Below are 24190 nucleotides of genomic sequence, written 5' to 3' on the forward strand. Positions count from 1 at the left end.
GGTGATAAGTAAACTAAACCTTAATCCTGAAATCATTGATAGTGCAAGAAATTCCGCAAGGAATATTGCCGAAGATGTCCAGAGCTTTATAGATGTTCATACCACCGTATCTACAGAAAGAACTGTAGCAAGGCTTATGGGAATAGACGGGATTGACGAAATTGAAAAACCACTTCCCAATGTAATAGTGGATAATATTGGAGAAGGAGGAGGGTTGAGAAGAGGTGCGGCTTATTGGATAGGTAATGCTATGCTGAATACCGGTGATAATCCCCAGACTATTGCGGAAAGGATTTCAAAAGGAGAATTGGATATTACCAGAATTCCTATGGCATCTGAAGAGAAAATCAGAGATACCGTATTTTTGGTAGCACGAGAAACAGTTGAAAGGATAAGAAAAAATCGGAAACAAAGAGAAAGATATTTAAAGGAATTGGGAGAAGGAACTCAGCCTTATATATATGTAATAGTTGCTACGGGAAATATATATGAGGATATTATACAAGCTAAGGCAGCGGCAAAACAGGGGGCAGACATTATAGCAGTCATCAGAACTACGGGACAAAGCCTTCTTGATTATGTGCCTTATGGGCCTACAACAGAAGGATTTGGCGGGACATATGCTACTCAGGCAAATTTTAAGCTTATGAGAAAAGCCTTAGATGAAGTAGGAGAAGAAATAGGAAGATACATAAGGCTTTGTAATTACTGTTCCGGACTTTGTATGCCGGAAATTGCAGCCATGGGGGCTATTGAGAGGCTTGATGTGATGCTCAATGATGCTCTGTATGGAATACTTTTTAGAGATATAAATATGCAGAGAACTTTGGTAGATCAGTTCTTCTCGAGAGTAATCAACGGATTTTCGGGAGTAATCATAAATACCGGGGAAGATAATTATCTTACGACAGACGACGCCGTAGAAGCGGCCCATACCGTATTGGCATCTCAGCTTATAAATGAACAGTTTGCACTGAAAGCCGGCCTTCCAGAAGAACAAATGGGGCTTGGTCATGCTTTTGAAATGGATCCTTATTTAAAAGACGGCTTTCTCTTGGAATTGGCTCAGGCTCAAATGGCACGGGAGATATTTCCCGATGCGCCTTTAAAATATATGCCTCCTACGAAATATATGACGGGAAATATATTCAGAGGACATGTTCAGGATGCAATGTTTAATATGATTTCCATAATGACTCATCAGGGTATCCAGCTCCTGGGAATGATGACGGAAGCCATTCATACTCCCCATCTTCACGACAGATTTTTGGCAATAGAAAATGCTAAATATATATTTAATAATGCCAAGGATCTGGGAGACGAAATAACCTTCAAAGAAAACGGTATAATAATGAGCAGAGCGCAAGAGGTATTGGCAAAGGCAGAGAAACTTTTAAAACAAATAGAAAAAGAGGGGCTTTACTCCACAATAGAACAGGGGAAATTCGGCGGAGTCAAGAGATCAAGAACGGGCGGTAAAGGCCTTGAAGGCGTGACAACAAAAGATTCGGGGTATTTCAATCCCTTTATCTCTTTAATGCTTGGAGGTGACAGGAAATGACGGGAGTTGCGAAAGTTGATTTGACAAAAGTAAGACCCTATGGAGATACGATGGATGACGGCATGATCCAATTAGGGTTTACATTACCTGTTCCCGACGGAGATGAAGCCGTGGAGGCGGCAAAGCAGTTGGTAAAAAAGATGGGCGTTAATGAACCCAATGTAGTTCATCATGCGGATTTGGGCGTAGGATATACCTATTTTGTAGTATACGGCAAGTGCCAGCATACGGTAGATTATTCAAAGATAGAAGTTCCCAAAATAGATGTGGAAGTGATGTCAAAAGAACAAGTGGAACGATATATTAAGGACAATATAAAGAGGAAAATCGTTATAGTAGGGGCATGTACGGGAACAGATGCTCATACCGTAGGAATAGATGCGATAATGAATATGAAGGGATACAATCATCATTTTGGACTGGAAAGATATGAGGGGATAGAAGCAATAAACATGGGCAGCCAAGTTCCCAACGAAGACCTTATAGCAAAGGCCATAGAAACAAATGCCGATGCCATACTTGTTTCTCAGGTGGTAACTCAAAAAGACGTTCACATTCCAAATTTAACTCAGCTCGTAGAGCTTCTTGAAGCCGAGGGAATAAGAGATAAAGTAATATTGGTATGCGGAGGCCCGAGGATTTCTCACGAACTTGCAAAGGAATTAGGTTATGACGCAGGCTTTGGCTCCGGCAGCTATGCGGAAGATGTAGCCAGCTTTGTAGTCACGGAAATAGTAAACAGAAAGTTGGTAGAAGCTTAATAATCGCAGGGACGGTTCTTTTTGTTTGAAAAATCAAACAAAAAGAACCGTCCCTGCGATTTTTCTATTCTATGTCGTCACTTACAAATTTCCATGTTTTGCCGTAATCCGAAGAAATATAATGTATAAGTGTATAAATAGGATCTCCGTTTCCGTTATTGTTTTGAAGTCTGACGGGCAGTACTCCGTTTTTTCCGTTAAAAACAGGCGATAGGGCAGTGGCATAATCTGTGGTTGACTTATATATATCGGGGATTAAAATATCACATTTTGTCCAAGTCTTTCCTGCGTCATCAGTGCGCAGAAGAACCGGGTCCGGAGTATCGTAGCCGTCGTAACGGAAGGAGAGAAAGCCGATTTTATCATTGATAAAGAAGGCGCCTGTAACTACTCGCGGATAGACCTCATTGGTATTGCCGATTTCATGCCATGTTTTTCCGCCGTCAGAAGTCAAAAATATATGATTTTTTTCATTTCCCATGGCTGGGCCGCTTACGGTAACAAGGTATCCGTCATTCTGGGTTGTAAAACCAATAAATTCCGGTGAATATACCGATTCTCCCAAAACAGAGTAGGGGTTCCATGTCTTTCCCATATTATCGCTTGTGAGTACTTGGATTTGTGATTCTTCTTCTCCGTTTCTATAGGCGATAGCGGTTTTTTCTTCCGATACATAGAATGCGGCTTCATATTCTTTAATTTCAGAGGCCAAAGGTACCTTAGATTTATCTTTACCGTTGTGATATGAAACGGTCACATTTCCATTATCATCAACAGAATAGGAATTACTTTCATCCAGCAGTCCTATGTTATCAATGGTCTTTTTGTTGTCCGGTGTAGGAGATCTGCCTAAGACACACTCAGCGGTCAAAAATATTAAAATAAATAAACTCAATTTTTTCAAATTGTTCTCTCCTTACTTATTGAAATTTTTATATTTTTTATTTATAAACCCATAACCCTTTTGACTATTATTTTATATAATTTGATTATAAAAGTAGTTACATCTCGGTTACAAATGAGTTACAAATCTGTATAAACAAATCCTTCAGGGAAAATATTTTTGTGCCGATAAAAATAGTAGAATATCAAGGAGGTGCTTTTTTTGAAAACCGTTAAAGAAAGAGTTATTGCATTTATAATATTATTTAGTATGATCCTTATAATGGTTCCTCGGAAAACGGAAGCAAAAGGATATACGAATAATATTGATGTAGGATTGGCAGGAATGGGGATATCGGTGGAAGGTAAAAAAATATCAACTACCAAAGAACCCTTTATATATGAAGGAGAAATATGGGTACCCTTAGGAGAAGTTGGGAAAGGGTTGGAAATGAGGGTGACTTTCAGTTCTAATCATCGAACCGTATACCTGAATTCAAATGGAAAATTAAATACATCTGAAAATTCAAAAGAACTTTCATCCTTTATAAAGGGATATGAAATAGAAAATAAAGAGAAAAGAGTCAAGAATATAGATAAGGAATTGGAAAGCATTGAAAATGATAAGAAATATATATCGGAAGATGAATTTCCCGTAATTAAAACGGAAAAAAATATTTCCGTTTATTTTGGGGATGTGTCTGTAATATTGGACGGAAGAAATCTGAAATTTGACAAAGAACCTTTAATATATAATGATGATGTTTATGTGCCGATAATTTCTATTGCCGGTTTTCTTTACATAACTCCAAGCTATAACCCTGAAGCAAATACTTTGGAAATAGATTCAAACGGAGTACTTATAAATAAAAAAATATATTCCTCATTGGATAAGCTTTCTGTATTCAGAAACAGCAGAGACATTGCCCTTGATATGAAACTTGTGGAAATGGAAGAAAGAAAGTGGGTAGCAGAAGGGCTGGGTATTCCCTATAAGAATATATCAACCGTGGAAACACTTCAGAGTTATTTAAATAACTATATGTATAAATTAGGTAATATATCTCCTACAATTAAAGTGGAGAAAACAATGGGAAAATGGCTTTATGTGGCAGTATCCTTTCCTCAAAATCAAAATTCCAATTGGAACAAACTTCAGAGAAGAGATGTGGAGAATTGGATTTGGGATTTGTATTCAATTATAAATAATCTTTACCGGGAAAGTCCTTATGTGTACGGAGTTATAAGAAACCCCTATTATGATGAGTATTCTTCTTCCGTCTACAAAAATTACGTTATGTTTGAAACTACGGAAGACAATATAGATTTTGATTTTTCCAAGAGTAATCTGAAAAAGGATTACAGAGTGGATATATCTTATTTGGTAGATGCATTGATAAGAAACCTTGAAAAATATAAGAAAATTGAATTTTCCTATGATGGGAATATGAATGAGAATGAAGTGAATTTGGAAATTACTCCTAATTCCGATGATATGTACTCTTGGAAGGTATCCGATAAGATTGCTTATCTGAAAAGGCTTAATTCCGAAATATCAAAAGTGAAATCCGGATTGATCGTCAACGGGAAAATAATATTTTCCGATGAAGATAAAGAGCCTATAAGGTTTTCTATAGAAGACGGGAAAATAATATCGGAAGACTTATTGAGAGAAACAGAAGAATATTTAAACAGTAATTACGGAAGTTTTGACTATAAAGATTATTCATATAATCTAAACTACAGTATTTATCAGGAGGATTCCGAAAACTTGAGACTTGTGGCAGAAGGAGATTTTTCCCTTCAGGATAAAGGATGGAAGAGCTATGAAGAGAAACTATCGGGAAGGATGAAAATCGAAGTAGAGAATGCCATCAGCTATACTATGTCCTTATGGGCAAGAAATATATTTACAGAAGTATATGACAATGAAATGAACCCTATAGATCAAATTGATATATACAACAAAACCGTAGGACCCGTATATGCTAATCCCTCTGAAGGAGAAATAGAAAAAGGCACGAAGGTATACCTTTATACGGACACATCGGATGCACGTATATTCTATACATTAGATGGCAGCGAACCAAACACGGGCAGCTCTCTATACACAGCCCCTATAGAAGTAACACGGGATCTGGAAATAAGAGCATTTGGTTGGAGAGACGGGTATGGTTCAGGCCCCATATCTTCCTTTGAATATAAAATTGAAAAAGAAGAATAGATATTAAAGTAAAGCAGGACTTATATAAAAAGATCCTGCTTTACTTTTTTAATCTGAATTATTAGGTATTCCGGTACAAAAATTCTGAATAATATGATAAAATATATATAAAGAAATAATAATGCGAATGGAGGATGATGTATTTGGAGATGTTAAGCCCAATGCTTGATTTTGTCTTCAAGGCTTTATTCGGGAAAGAAGATAATACAAGCAAAAAATTATTGATATCCCTGTTAAATGACATATTCGTCAATGCGGGAGAGGACAGGATAACGAGCATAACATATTTAAATCCATTCAACTATAGGGACTTTATGAATGATAAATTATCTATATTGGACATAAAGGCAAAGACGGAAAAAGAAGAACTGATAAACGTAGAAGTACAGGTTAAAAATGATTATAATTATAGAAAAAGGATATTATATTATTGGTCGAAAATCTATGGGGAAACAATAAAGAAATCGGAAGATTATTCTACTTTAAAGAAAACAATATCCGTGAACATAACGGATTATAATGCTATTCCGGAAAGTAAAAAACTTCACAGCAGTTTTAAAATATTGGAAAAGGACGAATATTTTCCGCTGACGGAAGACCTTCAGATTCACTTTGTGGAATTACCCAAATTAAAACAAAAAGAAATAAAAGAATTAAGCGGAATAGAATTATGGGCGGAATTTTTAAAGGAAGCGGGTAAAGAAGGAAGCGAAAAGAAAATAAAAGAATTGATGGAAAGGAGTGAGATCATGAAAGACGCAGTAGAAAACTTAGGGAAAATAAGTGAAGACGATAGAATGAGAGAAATAGCATGGGCAAGGGAAAAAGCAAGATTAGATGAAATATCAAGGATTAAATATGCGGAAAGGAAAGCGACAGAACAAGGTATGGAGAAAGGTATGGAGAAAGGTATGGAGAAAGGTATGGAGAAAGGTATGGAGAAAGGCATGAAGGAAGGAATGGAAAAAGGAATAGAAAAAGGCTTATTGCTTGGAAAGAAAAAGATAGCCCAAAATCTGCTGAAGTTGGGCCTTAGTCCGGAGAAAGCAGCAGAAGCAGCGGAACTTTCAATAGAAGAAATAATGGAACTTAAAAGAGAAATAGAAAAATAAAATGGTATAGTATAATAAGGAGGGAAAATACATCGCCTTCCTTATTTTTTTTATTCTTTTTATGTATTATAATATTAAAGTAGTATAAAGTTAATATTTGAGCCATTTTGTCGATATAAATTACATAACTTATAAAATAACGGAGAGGTGAAGCTGATGAGAAGGAAGAAGATTAAGGCTGTAATTACATATATTATACTATGGTGCATGCTCTTTAACGGAGTTATATTTGATACTCCCAAATCCTACGGAGCAGGTGAAAAAAAATTAACGTTGACAAATGTTTATGAAGGATTCAGCCGAACTGAAAAGAGAATAGAAATAGAAGATCCGGCTATGACAGATTTTCAGAACAAAAAAGTTCAGATAAGAATTGATGAGGGCTGGAAATCTCCAAAGAATACTCTCATAGTAGGTCAGACTATCATTCAGGCGGAACTTGAACCTATATGGGATATTACAGACGTAATGGTTCAGGGTACAGTTCCCGAAGGCGATCCGCCTCAAAATAAAGATAAAGAAATCAAATACAGCGGTATACATGAATCAGGTATTCCCGAAATCTTAAATGTGGATAAACCAATAGTTAAGACAAACGAAGCCATAATACTTAACGGAAAAGATAACATCGGACAATTGACAAGCGGAGACTATAAAATAACAGTAGGAGGAATAGAAGCCAAAGCAACATCTGTCGGTACCAATCAGGTTAAGTTGGAGCCCGCTTCGGGACAGTTTCCCAGAGGAATAAGAAATATTGTAGTTTCAAAATCCGAAACGGCAGGAGAAGGAAGCAATACGTATGTCTTGGAAACATCGTTTATATACAAAAATGCTGTAAGAATAGTAGGAGAACTGGGAATAGACGGCATATCCATGTTTCCGACCATGGGGGAACCGAACTCAAGAGTCACCTTTTCAAGAAAAAATTTCCCCAACATTGACGGATATGATATATACTTTATCAAGGATTTAAACGACCAAAAAAGTTTTAATCAAAACAATATGATGAAGAATATAAGCATTACTCAATCTCAGGATGAAAGCAAGGATTCTACCATAACGGCCAATGTACCTCAGGTAAATTCAGGCCCTTATTACGTAGTATTTACAAACAAGGATTCCTTGAAAAACGGCATAGAGAGTATGTATGTTCTGCCCCAAAAATTTCAGGTAGTCACCATATCTCAGAAGCCGACAATAGACAGTATACAGCCAAACAGAGCGCCTTCCATGACACCTACTACGGTTCAGATAGAAGGAAATTATTTCGTGAACCACAATATTCCCGGATTTACTCCGGATAATAACGGTCCGACTATTGCCGATGTAGACGAGGGAGACAAACAGGTGGTTATCGATTATGGTTCGGGTAAACTGGAAATACCTGACGAGTCGGGAACGATAAAGGAATATAACGTATCGGTGAAAAGAACGATTGAAGTTGATATAGGAAGGGTACTGGGTTTTGAATCGGGAGGATTTAAAGCCGAGCTTGGAAACTCCTCGGACCCCAATACTTTTAAAATAAGAACGGAGACATTTACCCTTGATCAAACTCAGGTTGAAGATGCAATCGTAAGAGTACAGACCAATATAACGGGTGAATTTAATGCTACAATGGAACAGGAAGTTACGGTCAAAGACGGATTTACATACTATCCTCCTTCGGAGACGCCAAAAGTCAGCGAAGTAGTGCCTAACATTATTCCTATTGAAGAAGACAGCGGAGGATTTTATCTGGACAATACAATGGAAAGACTCCTTTTATCCGTTGAAGGAAGTAATTTTCTTGTTACGAGATACACTGACCCGGCAGACGGCACAGAAAAAATCAATTATCCCAAAGTTACAATCGGAGGGGTAATCATAAATCCCAATGATAACAGATTAGCAAGCGAATACAAACCATATAAATTTGAAGTGCTGAATAACGGGAAATTGGTTGACGGAACATTGGGAAATGAAATAGGAAACAGAATACTTATAGAACTTAAAGCAGGGTCTGAAGGCTTTAAGGTGGAAAACAAAGACAGCAGAAACGTAAATATAAGAAATCCCATCAGGCAGAGCAGCCAGCATGGAGTTACAGATTGGATATTTGAAGATAAAGTTAAATTTGAACTCATAGACAAAAATAATTTTCCTGTTATAGAAAGTGTTACTCCCAGCCTTGTTTCCATAGACGGAGGAGAAAATGTAGTTGTCAAAGGTTCAAATTTCAGGCCCGGTGCAAAAGTGTATATTGAAAACAAACTGGTTCCGGGAGTAACCATTTCGGGAGATACAAAGACGATTACGTTCAAGGCGCCGAAAGGTTCAAGAGCCGGAGAAACCTTACTTCAGATAGTAAATCCCGAAGGAGGATTGGCAAGCTACGCCTTTACCTATACCCAGACATATACTGAACCGAAGCTTTCCTATATAAACCCTTCTTCCGGCACGGAGAATACATTGGTTACGGTTAAAGGAGAAAACTTTTTAGCTCCGGACCCCACTGTAGTAATCAATAATATAGACGAAGTGGATGAAGGATTGATATACAGGCTTATCGGGACACGAATACTTATGGACAATCAAGATATAAACCAGTATAACAGAGGAGAACAGAACAGAATAAAACTTACACCCTTCAACGGAGGGAATATATTTGAATATAATGACGTTGAAAATAAGATAGTATTGGGAGAAGGATATGACAGCGTCATACTTTATAACGAAAGTACCAATAAATTTTTTGCCCTGCGCAAAGACGTAAAGAATGATTTCTCCATAGAAGGAGGAGAAGGAATTCTTTATAAAATTACTTATAATAAAAATACAGGAGAATTCAAAGCAAATGATTATGTAATCACACAAGAAGACGGGAAAATATCCTTTAACAGTTTAGAGCTTCAGGCTTATACCCCCTATCTTATCAGAGACGGGAAAATAGTAGGAAATAATGTGAGGTTTATAGATTCGAATACCCTTACCTTTAAAGTGCCGAATCTGTCAAATTCCCCTTGGACAGGAGAGGGCTATTATAATGTAACGGTAGTCAATCCGGACACAAAGAAGCAAACCATAAATAAAGGATTTTACTATTTTGCCGCGTCCGCTACAAAGCCGGTTATAGCCGACGTAGTACCTGATACTGGACCTGATTCCGGAGGAAACATCATCACTTTGATTGGTCCGTCGAAAGATCCTTCCGATCCTAATGATAAAAATATAGGTTTTTCGGATATAGGCTCGGATAAGACAAAGATATTTATAGGGGGGCAGAGAGTGCCTGCCGAAGATATAACCATTTCTCCCGACGGAAGAGAGATGAAATTAAAAGTTCCCCCTACGATTGAAAACATAAAGGAAAAGGGAACGGACAGGATTACGGTGCCTATAGTAGCGGTTAACCCTGACGGGGGAACATTCAGCATATCCTATGAAAACCCTCTGATAGTAAATGATAACGGAGTAGAAAAGATCATCAGAGGATATACTTACGTCGTTCCCACCAGCCATCCTAAGATATCGGAAGTAGTTCCCAAGGAAGGTTCAACGGCGGGAGGATATATAGTAGAAATATTCGGTTCCGATTTCAGGAACTTTAAGATAGTAAAAGATGAAGACGGAAAAGAAGAAAGAATCTCTGCCTCAACGGATAAGGAAAAATCCAGGTACAATGATTCCTACGAAAGATTGACGGATCCTTTGTATCCAAAGGTATACTTCGGTTCAAAGGAAGCAGACTTAGTTGAGTTCAGCTCAGGTTATCTGCAGGTAGTGGTTCCTCCGAATAATTCGGGCTCCACGGATTTATATGTAGTCAACAACGATGCCGGAATTTCAGATAAAGCCCAATTCAATTACCTGACATCCGCGATATCCGTTTCCGCCATAGTTCCCAATGTGGGGATAAAAAACGGAGGACAGAAAATAGATATTCACGGTTCGGGATTTGAAGTAGGAAAGGTGTCCTTAGTTGAAAAGGACAATCCGGATAAAATAACAGAAAAACAACTGCCCTTAGTTGTATTCGGAACCAGAACAAATGAGAATATTCCGAGAGAAAGCGAAAACAGCGGAGTTATTCGTTCGTCACGGGCAACGGTAAAATTGGACGGCGGATTGGAAGTTAAATATGATGCTGTAAACAGTACTCTTGATATGAAAATAGAAGAGAACAAAAAAGTTTATTCCTTTACCTACAATAACTATAACGGAGAAAAGATATTTATAAATACCAATAACTTCAAAACCGATGAGGGAGTTTATTACCCCCATGAAGAACTTATAAAAGCAGAAGTAAAGGATAACAGACTATTGGCAGAAGGGGGTTATGCTCCTGACGGAGAATACAGAAACAAAACTCAGATATCGGTTACTACACCTTGTTACTATACAGTAGGTCAGGTTCCCGTATTTGTCGTAAATCCTGACGGAGCCAAAGGCGGCGGAACTTTTGAATACAAAAATCCCAACAGTGTTCCTGCAATTACTAATGTCACAAGAGACAGCAGGAACCCTGTGGAAGAATACAGAGAAGAAATAGGCGGAAACGCGAAGATATTGAAAGTGAATTATAACGGGGGAAGTATAATCAGCGTTTACGGTACTGACTTCAGAGAAGGGGCAGTTATTAAAGTATCCAATCTTCTTACCATAGGAGAAGGAAATATAGATTATTCTCTTCCCACTAAGTTATCTTTTGTCATCCCGGCTGTACCTGAAACGGAAGTAGGAAAGCTTTACAGGGTAGTGGTGGAGAACAAAGACGGCGGAGTTGCTTCTTCAGACACCTTAAATCCTCCTATATTCATAGAATTTACTAAAGGTGAGACAAACCCCGTAGTAAACACGATCACACCGGATAAAGGGCCGGCGACGGGAGGTACGAAAGTAGAAATTACGGGAGACGACTTCCGAAAGACCATGGAAGGATACGAAGGAGAAAGCATCAAAGTATATTTCGGAGAAAAAGAAGTAGATGAAGGCAATATAAAATTTATAGATTATCAACACCTTGAAGTTACGGCACCGTCAAGTGAAAAACTGGGCAATGTCTCTGTAAGAGTTGAAAACCCTGACGGATCATTGACTTCGGGAGATATTTCCTTTACTTATATAAGCAAGCCCACCATATCAACAGTCAGTCCTAACAAAATATTTACCAACGATACCGATACGGAAGTTACAATTACGGGAAATATGTTTCAATCGGGAGCAAAGGTAATCGTAGGAGGAAAGATTTTAGATAAAGATGATTTGACAAAAGATATGGAAGTCACCGGAGAGGGAATCATAGGAGTGGATTCCACAGGTAAAAACAGGGAAGTATATGTAGTAGGCGGAATACCGGCAGCTTCCGTTACAGTTGAGGGGGACAAGGTATTGAAGGTGAAATTCCAAGAAGCTGCCGATTTGGAGAATACTCACCTGATAATAGTAAACCCAGACGGCGGAGTTTCGGACCCTTACGACAGGTTTACTTATGAAAAGCCTATACCATTAAAACCCTTTGTACTGGAAGGCATACCCGGATACGAGTCCACAGTCAAACTTATATGGTCGAAGTCCGACGAAGATATTTTAAACAAAGCCACTCGATACGAAATATACGGAAAAGAAGACGGAGATGCGGAATATGCTTTAGTGGGAGATACGACGGAAGCGGAATTCTTAGTCAAGGGATTAAAAGTTAATACGTCATATACCTTCATGGTAAGGGCTTTGAACCAATACGGAGGGGCAATAGATTTTGCAACGGTTAAAGTGAAAACTTTAACTTTACATGAGGATGAAAAACTTAAAGAAAAAGAAGAACAGCTTGAAAAGGAAAAAAAGGAACTTGAAGAGAAAGGCAAAGAAGAAATTTCAAACGGCAGCCTCCTAAGGATTGTGGGTTCGGATGAAATAAGAGGAGGAGTAGGTTCGATAGATCTCTCCTTATCTAAATACAAAAATTTAAATAAATTTACTATAGCGGTACCTTTATCACTGGCAAGGAACGATTCCCAAATTACCATTAAAGACGGCACATTAAACCTTATGATTAATCCAAAGGCAATGTATACCCTTGAAGTGAGCAAGAAAGATAAGGGAGACGAGGACTCCTATGTAAGGATAAATATTGTAAGGGCAAATGAATCCCATGTTCCGAGGAATAAAAAAGCCGCATCCAAGTCCTACGATATATCCTTTGATTTTCAGTATGGCAAGGATATTTTAGAGATAAATACATTGATGAAAAGCGGAAAGATAAATATGAATCTTAATGCTGCCGGCTATTCAAATGCGAGAAATGTGTACATGGCAGTACTGGACAAAAATACAGGACAGTATGTAAAAAATACGGAAAGCGGGAGTATAAAGGAAGAAGGAAAATATATTCTCCTGTGCGACAGATAAAAAGAAGGGAGGGAAGGCATCTGCCTGAATATTTATGAACAAAAGATTAATATCAACAGTAATTTTTATACTATTAATAATGACATGTATCAGCACGGCCTTTGCCGTGTCTACCGTGTCCGGCACAATTCAATATATAGACTTAAAAAACAATTCCGTCACCGTCTTGGATTTTCAAAACAATATCCACCGGGCTTATATTGATAAAAACACGGATATCCTTACGGAGGGGAAAGAATCGGGTCTTAAGGATTTGTACTTCGGCCAGTATGTGGAGGTGTCATTATCGGGAAACAGGGCATTAAAGATAAATGCATCTTTACAAATAGAACCGGACAGACAGGGTTATATTGTTCCCGGAAGCAGGTTCAGACGGGGAGAGGTTTTTTCCATAGACAACAAGTCCATTGAAATCAAAGGAGAAAGGGGAAGAGAAAAATATGCCCTGACATCTTCCACCGAGGTATATAAAAAAGGAGAAGAAACAGGGCTGTCAAGGATCAAAGAAGGGGATAAGGTACTTCTTACCTTTGACGATATATATTCTTCAAACGTTTCTCAGATATCAATAGAAGATGAAGAAAAGCATATAGAAGGAGTACTGAAAGGGAAAATTGAATTCTTAGATGAAAACAAGAAGGACATCCAGTTAAATGAAGTCAGCATCTATAACAACGGAAAATGGGACAAGAATTCATCCTACAGCCTGAAATTAAAAATTCAAAACGATGAAATCTACTATAAAGGAGAAAAGATTTCTCTCAAAAGCTTAAAAGCAAAGGGGAAAAAGGAAGTATACATTGCCTTTGAAAAGAGCTTCGGGGAGATGACCGCATCTAAGCTTTTAGTAAAAGAAGGCTCTTCCTTCCAATATACGGACAAGATAAAAAGCATAGAATACGGAACAGGGAGAATGGTAGTGGATAACAATTCGCTGTATTTCAACCAGGGAACCATAGCAATCAAGGACAACAGGCTTATAGATCCTTTGAACATGAACAGGGGGCAGGACGTGTCCCTTTACGGAGAATTTTCTTCAGGGAATAAATTGACGTCTCTGGTATTCGTTCAGGGAACAGGGATACTGAACGACAGGGCTGATGATACCAAGATATTGGTGTACAGAGGAAAGATAGAGGATATATATGACTATCAGGTGAAAATAGGAAATATCAACTACAGGCTTGATTATATGCTTCTTGATGACAACAGATGGAAGGAAATGTCCGAAGGAGAAAGGTTCACCGTTACGGAAGATACGTATATATATGACAGTGATTTGAGGCTTACCGTTCCAACGGACGGATTTATTTCTTCCCGATATATAGATTTAAATGATGTTGAAGATAAAACATTGAGAGACAGAATCAAAAACAACTTCTATAAAGGGAAAATCGCTTATTTTGTTGTTAAGGAATCACCTTACGGCAAAGAAGTGCTTGGAATGAACATCACTCCTCAATTATCTCAATACAGACAAAATGTTACCTTGGATTATTCCTCCATAGGAGAAATAAAGAGTGTGGATTATGACAATAACACCATTAAGATAACCAAGATGAAAAATTACAATACCCTGAACAATCAATGGGAAAGTACGTCGGATGAAAGTATAAGCCTGAATAAAACATTGGTTCTTCTCAATGATAAACCGCTGAAAAATGATGAATTGTACAAGCTCAGCGAAAAAAATACGGTATATATAATCAGAAACAAATCAACTTCTCAGGACGGAGTATATGTCCTTCTGGTAGAAGATTAAAGAAAGGGAAAGACAATGAAAAAAATTATATCTGTTATATCCATAATACTGATTATCATCATTCCTCTTCAGTCCTTTGCCATCAATGTCCCGGGCTACGAAGGGGGAATACAAAATGAAAACACCTATAAGGAAGTCATATTTGTTACGGGAGAACCTATAGTCATGGAAGGCACTCTCACTGTAAAGACAAAGGAAAAGGACAATACGATAAGCGAGCAGTATACATATAAACTTAAAAATATTGCCAAAGATGCGGAGCTTTCGCGAACAATCAAAATGACGGAAACATTAACTTCAAACGGAGGTCAGACATCTTCCTCCAAAACATTGGACTCCTATAAGGAAACAATAGAAATAGGAGATAAAAAATATGAAGCCAAAGATGATGCTTACCAGTGGAATCAGGGAAGTATATCCACCGATACTCCTTTGAACAGCTATTATGCGGGAGACTGGTCGGGAAGGAAGACATATGTGGTGGATAAAAGCAACGAAGTAGTCAATGTGGAAACCACGGGAAGTCTTGTGGGGTACGACAGCCCTTGGTCAGCAACGGAAACCCAGACAGTTCATATGACGGTAAATTATGAAAACAAAGAAGCAGCCGGCATTAAGTGGGGAGGAAGCGCAACAATCGAAACCTCCTACAACAGAACAAAGGATTATGCCTACGGGGAAAATCCGGTAAAACAGATAAGTTTTTCGGGAGGATACAGGATCACCGAAAAGGAGGAGAATGTCCTGAAATATTCCTATGATCTTCCCAATATCAAAAATAATGCCGTATCTAAAGGGAGAAATACAGGAACAAACAGCTTCTCCCTTGATACGAACCCCATTATCACGAGGCTTAACATACCCGAAGTGAGAGATGTAGAAGGGCATCCTTATGAAGATGCAATTCTTCTTCTTGCCAGTATGGGAGCTTTTCCCTTAAACAGTACTTCCTTAGGACCCGATTCACCCATGAGCAGGGGAGAATTTGCCAAGGCCATATGCCTCTCCATGGGAGTTGAACCTGAAAAGGAAGAAGAAACCACTTCATCAAGAAGAAAGAAAAATCAGGCTGTAAAAGTTCCCACTTATACGGATGTGGGGAAAACTCACACCTATTATCCTTATATTGAAGGGGTAACCAAAAGAGGAATAATGGAAGGCGTGGGGAAGGGCAGATTTGATCCCAACAGAGCTCTTACAAAAGCAGAAGCGACAACCATCATCATAAGGCTTCTGGGATTTAAAAGCCTTGCACCCATTGGAAATTACTATACAGGATATACCGATGATAAAAATATTCCTTTATGGGCAAAAGATTCTATTTATGTAGCGAAAGAACTTGGTATAATAGAAAGAGGAGGATATTTTTACCCCAACAAAGAAATAACCAAAGGAGAAGCAGCAGAACTATTGGTTAATTTCATCAACTATCTTCAAAACAATTTGAAATATGATTACAGGGAAAATATACTCAACAATTAAAAGCCTAAGGGGGAATTTTTATGACACAAAGGAAGTTTTTCAGGAGGTTTACGGCACTTGCACTGGTGCTATTTATTTTCATCATTCAGTTACCTTCCTTTGGACAAGCGGCTGATTTTCAGTATAACACTGAGTATCTGCAGGAAGTAGAGGAATTTATTAAGGAATACTATCTTCACGACGTAACGGACGAACAGCTTATGAAGGGGGCAGTAAAGGGCCTTTTCTATAATCTCGACGATTACAGCGAATATTATACAAAGGATGAGTTCGATAAACTCATAGAAGACGTAAGCGGGAGTTTTGTAGGCATAGGTATTTATATGGGGGATGATAACGGCCATGTAACCGTATTTTCTCCCATCAAAGACGGACCGGCCTATAAGGCGGGATTGAAAGCCGGAGATATAATAGTTTCCGTTGACGGAAAAGATGTGACTTCCTATTCTTCGGCGGATGTCTCCGATTTAATAAGAGGAAAGATTGGAACAAAAGTTAAGCTGGGGATAAAAAGAAATGATTCAAAGGATACATTATATTTTAATATCACGAGAGACGAAGTAAAAGTAAACCCCGTTTCTTATGATACCGTAAATAAGTCGTTAGGTTATTTGAATATTTCTCAATTTAATGATTATACGGTAGAAAATGTAGATAAAGCATTAAATTATTTTGACCAGCACTCCATAAAAAACTTGATAATCGATTTAAGAAACAATCCCGGAGGGTCGGTGGACCAGGTAGTAGATGTTTTAAAAAAATTTATTCCGGCAGGAAGCATAGTTCATATAAAATATAAAGACGGAACAATCCGGACTTATTCTTCGTCTTTGAAAACTCCGAAATATAAGCTGGCCGTACTGATAAATGAGAACTCTGCCAGCGCATCGGAAATCTTTGCGGGTGCGGTTAAAGACAGAAAAGCCGGGACTCTGGTAGGGGTTACTACTTACGGCAAAGGAGTGGTTCAGGAAATAATTCCTTTGGATAACGGAGACGGGATCAAACTCACTATTGCGGAATATTTAACGCCGAACAAAATATCAATCGACGGAAAGGGAATAACTCCGGACATAGTAGTGAAGAACACGGATCCGACAAAGGATTTACAGATGGAAAAAGCAATATCTTTATTCAAATAAAATTTCCTGTATTTTACTTGTAATTTACTTGTAACATAATTGTAATGGTATTTTTAAATTAACTGATATATAATATATATCATGAAGGGTTAAGATATAAGATCAATAAAAATCTTATATTACAATTTAATTACATTAGTATCAATATAGTTGACCTGTAAAAGGGATGATGCTATAATACTCTATAGAATGCAAGTCTCATTAAGATTTTGCAATCTATAAATTTTACAATAATTAAACATATATTAAAAGGAGGTCTTTGAAAAATGAAGAAAACCCTATCTTTACTGTTGGTACTGGCAATGGTGCTAACAAGCTTCACAGCCGTTTTCGCAGCTGATGAAACTGAAAAAACTCCGGGTGAAATATTGGAACAAATAGGAGTTTTGAAAGGAAATACGGAAGGCGGCTTGATGCTGGACAAAGAAGTTTCAAGACGAGACATGGTAGTTTTACTTAGCCGTTTATTAGGCCAAGAAGACGAGGCAAAGAATTTCTCAGGTGATACAACGTTCAAGGATGTAAAAGATACAACCGACCCTGACTATGATTCTTACTATGTATCATATATAGCATGGGCACAAGCTAACAAACTTACAAACGGTGTTGACGAATCAGGAGAAGTTTTCAGTCCTAAGAGATCACAAACAGAACAAGAAGTTTTGGCTTACTTATTGAGAGCTCTTGGCTACGGATTTGACGAAGTTAAATGGGAAGACGTAGTAGCTAAAGCAGCTGAACTTAAATTAATTGATGACGCCAAAGCAGATTACAGCAAAGCAGCAACAAGAGAAGTATTAGCAAAATTATCATTACAAGCTCTTAAGACAAAAGTTAAAGATTCAGACAAAACTTTAGCAGAAAAATTAGAGATTACATTACCGGAAGCAGCAAAATTGGAAGTTAAAGAAGTTAAAGCTGACAATTTGAAAGAAATCAAAGTTGTATTCAACAAATCAGTTGATGAAGAATCAGCAGTTGATGAAAATAATTATGAGACGGATGCTGGAAATATAGCAGATATAAACTATTCAGCAGATGATCACACAGCTACTATATTATTAGATGAAGCTATGAAGAATAAAGAAGAATATGAGTTAACTATTGACGGAGTTAAAGATGCTAAGACTGTTCTTGATGTTACAAAGGACTTTACAGTAGCTGACAATGCTATACCGGAAGTAGTAGATGTAGTGGGACTTGGAACTAAGGCAGTTAAAGTAGTTATGTCAGAACCTGTTGATGGAGCTAAGGCAACTAACTTTAAACTTGATGGTAAATCAGCTTACGGTTCAGTTGAAGTAGCAGCAGGCAGAGATATAATTCTTAAGACATATTCAGATGTATCGGTTGGAGACCATGAATTGACAGTTAGCGGATTAAAAGATTTTGCTGGTTTCAAATTGGTAGAATCCAAACATTCATTCACTGTAGTAGAAGATAAGGATGCTCCGACAGTAACAGAAACAAGAGCAACTCTTGAAAAAGTAGTTGTTACTTTCAGCGAAGACATAGACACAGTTTCAAAGAACAATGTATATTGGAAGAATGGTTCAACAAAGAACTATGCTGACAGCGCAAAGAGATTAGCTGGAAATAAATTCGAGTTTACTTTTGAAGGCAATAAGGGACTTCCTGTATATGAAACTACTCTTTATATAGAAGGAGTTAAAGACTATTCAGGAAACAAAATGGCAACAACAGAAGTAGTTGTTAAAGCTTCAATCGATGAAACGAGACCTACAGTTAGAAAAGTTGAAGTAAAAAGTAGCGGAAAAGTTATAGTTGTTACATTCAGTAAATCAGTAAATACAAGCAGTTCAAAGGATGAAAAAGGTAGTGCATTAAATAGGGATAATTACAAAATTACCGATTCGGATGATAATAAACAAACTATTAGTGATATAACTAATCCGAAAAAAGACAATAAGACAATTGAAATTGAACTTGGAACAGCTTTGAAATCAAGTAAGGATTATACTATAAAGATTTCGGGAATCAAAGATAACAATAAATATCCAAACTACATGGTTGATTATTCAGAAACATTATCAGCAACTGAATACAATGCACCTAAGCTTGCGCGTGTATCAGTAAAGCAAGAAGATGAAAAAGATGAAAGAACGTTTAAGGTTTCATTATATTTTGACAAAGCTATGGATTTAGCAACATTGTCGGATCCTGCCAACTATTTGATAGCTACAAAAAAAGCTGGTGCAAGTGATGATACTGCTACTAATAAATTGCTTTCAAAATTTGATGATTATGATGTAGATATTAAAGATTCTGATGGAAAGATAGTTTTATTGACTATCGTTACTGATAAGGATGATGATTTAGCTGTAGCAGGAGTCGCTGGATTAGGAATTAAAGGAAGCAACGGAAAAGAAATATCAAATTATGGCAGAATTGTACCTGATACAGAGGGTGAAGAGTTTGTATTAAAAACTGCAAAAGCAACTGATAGAGATGAAGTTGAGTTAGTATTTAATTTAGAAGTAGGAGAAGCTCCAACATCTGCTTTTTCAGTAACAGGAGTAGGAATTGAAGATGTTGATGTAGATGGGGATACAGTAACAATAAAACTTTCAAGTGATTTGGATGCTGATGTAACTAATAAGTTATCAATAACTAAGAGTAAAGTATTAGCATATGATGGAACTGAACTAATAGCTACGACTGGTCAAGATCTAACTGACTTAGAGTTAAAAGATGAAGTTTCTCCAAAGATAAAAGCAGCTGATATCTTGAAAGAGGATGTAGTTGGAACTACAATAAAGATAACTGTAACATTTGATGAAAAATTAGGGACATATGCTTCTAATTGGGATGATGATTTAAGTGTTAAAGCAATAAACGGTGGAAAAGATATAACATTTACAGGAGAACCAGTTCTAGATAGTGGTAACCCTACTAATAAATTAAAATTAACTGTAGATCTTACACAAGAAAATCTTAAAAATATAGATAAAACTGCATTTGAAGTATCAACAGAAGATGCAAGATATATAGAAGATGCTCATCAAAATGTAGCGGCAGATTCATCTGCAAGAACAGGGATATTTGAAGGAATCCAGGATAGAGTTAAAAATGGAGGTAATGAAGCAGCAGCAGAGGCCGCAGTGAAAGCATTAGAGGTAGCAGCAGAGAAAGACTTAACAGCTAAAGAAAACTTAGAAGCAGCAGAAAAAGCAGTTACTGATGCAAAAGTAGCAGTAGATAAGGTTAGTGATACAACTGTAAAAGCAGGTTTGAATGCAAGAATAGTTGTTGCAGAAAATAAAGTAAAAGAAGCTAGAACAAAATTTGACGATGAGTTAGCAGTTGCTGCAGCTAGAACAACAGTTGAGAAAGCAACATATGCTAAGGCACCAAATACAGTAATCAATGAAGACTTAGCAAAAACATACGTTGATGACATAATAAAAGGATTAGATCTAAAGGGTGTAACATATGAAATAAACAAAGTAGGCTTTACTGCACCGACAGTAGGAGGAGATGGAAGTTATATATTTAATGTAAAACTTTCAAAAGGTGTAGCAACAGTTACAACTAATAACATTACGTTAGAAATTACTGCTCAATAATAAAAGTGCGAAATGTTGCTCTATAAGTCAAGATGACGAAATGAGCGGAAGATGAAAATACATACAGGGACGGTTTTTTAACCGCCCCTGTATGTTTATCATCATCTAACTATTTTACCAATCCGACAGGTGAAACCCCTGTCCCAACTCAACAGCTTATCATACACAAATCACACACGGGGACGGTTCTTCTGTGTTGTTTTGAAAATTGACATTTTAGGATTTTAAGTATGATTCCTTTTATGTGATAAAAAATAGAGTTGGTGTCTGATCCCCCTGCACAGGTTTTAAGCCTGCTTTTCTTAAAATCTGTGAAGCCAGGTAAGGTCGTAATCCGTGGAATTCGGATGTGGGACTCCTTAAAAGACTGTCACGGTAAACATTATGCTAATCCATGTTGATGCGGTTTATAAAAAGTAGTTCATACTGTTAAAATATCGGCGTGCTTTGAGCTTGGTATGAACCTGTGAAATTGAAATATTTCATAAGGCTTAGGCACAATTAAAGCTGTTAAACCTAAGTAAAGTAAATCGTTAGTGGATGCCTAAAACAGTCAAAAAAAAAGGGATAGGTAAAACGGAACATTTGATGCTGTATATAGGGAGGGAGAGCAGCCCGAAGATATATATACAGGCTCAGCGGATTCATAGTAGCGATGACCTCTTGCCGTTATTACCGTATTGGCAACAACACGGGAGGAGAAAACAAGAGCAGCCAAGGAATCCAGTCGGCAGAAAGGGATTGAAGAATAAAATAATTTTTTTTTAACCTTCGTCCGGAAAAACGTGGAATAACAGGAATCCAATGTAGGACTTAGGAACTATAAACCATTAGGACCAACTAATTCTTCCCAATCCCCTAATGTCGATAGAACGCCGTATGCGGTGAAAGCCGCACGTACGGTGTGGACCAAGCGAAATCCGTAAGGATAGCAAGGGATAGCGTACCGGTAGAGAAATTTACATTAACTTTAGATGGAGAAGGTTTATCATCAACTCCAATTGCTGGAGAGATTGAAAAAAATACAGAAGTGACAATAAAAGTGAAAGTTCCGGAAAATAATGAAATAGATACATTTACGGTTGGCGGAGTAGATAAAAAATCTGAATTAGTTAATAATGAATACAAGTTCAATATTATTTCAGATACAACAGTAGAAGTAACATATAAAGAAATACCATTGGGAATTAAGACAGTAGAAAAATTAGAGAATAATGATATTGAAGGATTATCTGAAAATGAAAGCATAACGGTAAATTATCAAGAGTCACAAAATAAAATAGTCATAGGAGGCACCATTCCCAAATATTCACAAAGCATTTTGGGGCATGACACAAACAGTAATTTGTTTGGAATTAAAATAACTCTAAATAGTGTTAATAAAGAAACAGCAGCATGCAAAATAGTAGGGACTAAAGCTAACACTTATCCAGCAGAAGATAACTGGATAGATGATCCAGCGGGGAATTACTTCTATTTTGTGGGAGCAGTGAAGGATACCAGTAGTACTTTTACAATTACTATTGACAATGATGGTGATTGGGATAATACCAAAGATGATCAAGTCAGTTATAATATTGTAATTGCATCTAATACTACAATAGAATAAGTAACATGGGGACATTTTCAAAGAGGACGGAGGACGTGGGGACGTTTCACTTGTCTGCATAGTTCATCTGCCTAAGTGATAAAGTATTTTCTCTGCCAACAATTGCGATAATTGTCGGCAGAGATTTTTTTACTTTATTATAATTTAAAAAATCAATAAAAATAAATTGAAAATTATAATTATTATGATATTATTATACAAGAACATATGTTTTATATAATAATCGATAAGGGGGATTAATTTGAAAACCAAGATTACGTATCATGCCAAAGATGTATTATTTAAATCTTTAAGTGAAGTATATAAGGATCAGGCTTTGACATCTTATGGGCTGGACTTTCCCAAAATAGTAAGGATGCTTCCCAATGAATTTCCACAGGTTAAAGCAGATGAAAAGAAGGCAGACAGCGTATTTCTATTGGAAGATGATTCTGTTTTATTATTAGAATATGAAAGCAACAATAGAATTAAAGAAAATTTTGTAAAATACGGAGAATATATAATAAGAATAATTAATAGGTATTATAGGGAATCAAGGGAAATAAAGACAGTAAATATGGCAGTAATATATGCAAGCGATATAGTAGAAGCTGAAAATAAAATAAGTTTTGGAAGTTTGAGTATAGGTGTTCAGTCGGTGTTTATGAAAAATTTTGACGGGGAATTGGCATTAAGGAATATTCATGATAAAATAAAATCAGGATAAGAGTTGACGAACGAAGAAATAATAAGGCTTATACTCCTACCATTGATGAAGAGCAAAAAGAAAAGGCAGGAAATAATAGAGGAGAGTATGGACTTAGCAAAGAATATAAAAAGACGGAAAGAAGCAGCTGGCGGTAATAGCGGGATTGTTGACGGTGACTGACAAATTTATAGATGAGGAATATGCTAAAAATATAAGGGAGTGGTTGAGAATGACGAAAGTAGAGAAGATATACGAAGAAGAAAAGCAAAAACTTATTGAAGAGAAAGAAAAGGAAAAACAAAAACTTCTTAAAGAAAAGGAAAAAGAGAAGACATTGGAAATAGCAAAAAATTTATTGGATGTTTTAGTACCTGAACAAATAGCGAAAAAAACAGGGCTGACATTAGATGAGGTTTTAAAACTAAAAAATTTATAAGACAAAAGAGATAGTTATTTTTGGAGGACGAGAATGTAGTTAATTTTGTGCGAATATGAATAATCTGGTAAAATAGAATAAAGGTAATCGGGAAAAGTAGGGTGTGGATTGCCACCTCATTTCACAAACGGAAGGAGGTGGTAGGTATGATGAATACATATCAAGCAATATCATTAATGATTATGTTTGGCATGTTCGTTATATCACTAATCTCCTTAATAGTTAGCCTAAAGGATAACATTAAGAGAAAAAAATAGCCACCCTGCTGACACCAGGGTGGTAAAATTTTTTTAAACACTTTGGTGGCAACCGCACCGTTGCGGTGCCGATTACCTTATTAACATTATACCATAAATATATAAAAAGTAAACATATGTATTTAAATTTTACACTTGGGACGTGGGGACGTTTCGGGACCAGTGAAAAAGCTTGGATTCAAAAATATTAATGAATTTAGGGACTTTTTAAAACAATTATAAAGAATAAGCGGGACAAGGGAACAGATTTTTTGTCCCAATCAGACTTTTTGAATCCCAATGTATAAGCAATAGGAA

At 36.9% G+C, this 24190-nt stretch carries 15 protein-coding genes; 14 read left to right on the top strand and 1 reads right to left on the bottom strand.

Annotated elements, in window-relative coordinates; genetic code table 11:
* Nucleotide 1 precedes the first annotated feature (1 nt).
* Nucleotides 2–1561 carry a lysine 5,6-aminomutase subunit alpha gene (locus PP176A_RS05885; RefSeq protein WP_071139605.1) on the top strand — a complete coding sequence of 520 codons (1560 nt, stop codon included), beginning with the start codon at nt 2–4 and terminating at the stop codon, nt 1559–1561.
* On the top strand, nt 1558–2322 hold the full coding sequence (locus PP176A_RS05890) for a lysine 5,6-aminomutase subunit beta (RefSeq protein ID WP_071139532.1): 765 nt from the start codon (nt 1558–1560) through the stop codon (nt 2320–2322). The genes PP176A_RS05885 and PP176A_RS05890 overlap by 4 nt, the downstream gene beginning before the upstream one ends.
* Nucleotides 2323–2386: 64 nt before the next feature.
* Here the strand turns inward: PP176A_RS05890 and PP176A_RS05895 are convergent, their stop codons facing one another.
* Nucleotides 2387–3226, bottom strand: coding sequence for a WD40/YVTN/BNR-like repeat-containing protein (locus PP176A_RS05895; RefSeq protein WP_071139533.1), 840 nt, complete (start codon nt 3224–3226; stop codon nt 2387–2389).
* A 201-nt stretch (nt 3227–3427) separates the two neighbouring features.
* On the opposite strand from PP176A_RS05895, the gene PP176A_RS05900 reads away from it, so the two are divergent.
* The 12 genes from PP176A_RS05900 (at nt 3428) to PP176A_RS16740 (ending at nt 23893) form a co-directional block, all read left to right on the top strand.
* Nucleotides 3428–5428 (top strand): chitobiase/beta-hexosaminidase C-terminal domain-containing protein, encoded by a 2001-nt coding sequence (locus tag PP176A_RS05900; protein ID WP_071139534.1) that lies wholly within the window; start codon nt 3428–3430, stop codon nt 5426–5428.
* Nucleotides 5429–5577: 149 nt separating this feature from the next.
* On the top strand, nt 5578–6540 hold the full coding sequence (locus tag PP176A_RS05905) for an Rpn family recombination-promoting nuclease/putative transposase (protein WP_234958852.1): 963 nt from the start codon (nt 5578–5580) through the stop codon (nt 6538–6540).
* Nucleotides 6541–6696: 156 nt separating this feature from the next.
* Complete coding sequence (locus PP176A_RS05910) at nt 6697–12930, top strand: IPT/TIG domain-containing protein (protein WP_071139536.1); 6234 nt, start codon at nt 6697–6699, stop codon at nt 12928–12930.
* 34 nt (nt 12931–12964) lie between these two features.
* Nucleotides 12965–14692, top strand: a complete 1728-nt coding sequence (locus tag PP176A_RS05915) for a hypothetical protein (protein ID WP_071139537.1) — start codon at nt 12965–12967, stop codon at nt 14690–14692.
* A 15-nt stretch (nt 14693–14707) separates the two neighbouring features.
* Nucleotides 14708–16174, top strand: coding sequence for an S-layer homology domain-containing protein (locus PP176A_RS05920; RefSeq protein ID WP_071139538.1), 1467 nt, complete (start codon nt 14708–14710; stop codon nt 16172–16174).
* 20 nt (nt 16175–16194) lie between these two features.
* Nucleotides 16195–17316 carry a S41 family peptidase gene (locus PP176A_RS05925; RefSeq protein WP_071139539.1) on the top strand — a complete coding sequence of 374 codons (1122 nt, stop codon included), beginning with the start codon at nt 16195–16197 and terminating at the stop codon, nt 17314–17316.
* Between the two features lie 266 nt (nt 17317–17582).
* On the top strand, nt 17583–20903 hold the full coding sequence (locus PP176A_RS16185) for an Ig-like domain-containing protein (protein ID WP_071139540.1): 3321 nt from the start codon (nt 17583–17585) through the stop codon (nt 20901–20903).
* Nucleotides 20904–21807: 904 nt separating this feature from the next.
* Nucleotides 21808–22512, top strand: coding sequence for a hypothetical protein (locus PP176A_RS05935; protein WP_071139541.1), 705 nt, complete (start codon nt 21808–21810; stop codon nt 22510–22512).
* 241 nt (nt 22513–22753) lie between these two features.
* Nucleotides 22754–23218 carry a hypothetical protein gene (locus tag PP176A_RS16375; RefSeq protein WP_143037649.1) on the top strand — a complete coding sequence of 155 codons (465 nt, stop codon included), beginning with the start codon at nt 22754–22756 and terminating at the stop codon, nt 23216–23218.
* Nucleotides 23219–23221: 3 nt separating this feature from the next.
* Nucleotides 23222–23380 (top strand): hypothetical protein, encoded by a 159-nt coding sequence (locus PP176A_RS16380; RefSeq protein ID WP_200796055.1) that lies wholly within the window; start codon nt 23222–23224, stop codon nt 23378–23380.
* Nucleotides 23373–23636 carry a hypothetical protein gene (locus tag PP176A_RS16385; RefSeq protein WP_143037650.1) on the top strand — a complete coding sequence of 88 codons (264 nt, stop codon included), beginning with the start codon at nt 23373–23375 and terminating at the stop codon, nt 23634–23636. The genes PP176A_RS16380 and PP176A_RS16385 overlap by 8 nt, the downstream gene beginning before the upstream one ends.
* Before the next feature lie 149 nt (nt 23637–23785).
* Nucleotides 23786–23893, top strand: a complete 108-nt coding sequence (locus PP176A_RS16740) for a putative holin-like toxin (RefSeq protein ID WP_373419507.1) — start codon at nt 23786–23788, stop codon at nt 23891–23893.
* Nucleotides 23894–24190 lie beyond the last annotated feature (297 nt).

It is taken from the genome of Sporanaerobacter sp. PP17-6a, from assembly GCF_900095615.1.
GTDB classification, from domain to species: Bacteria; Bacillota; Clostridia; order Tissierellales; family Acidilutibacteraceae; genus Acidilutibacter; species Acidilutibacter cellobiosedens.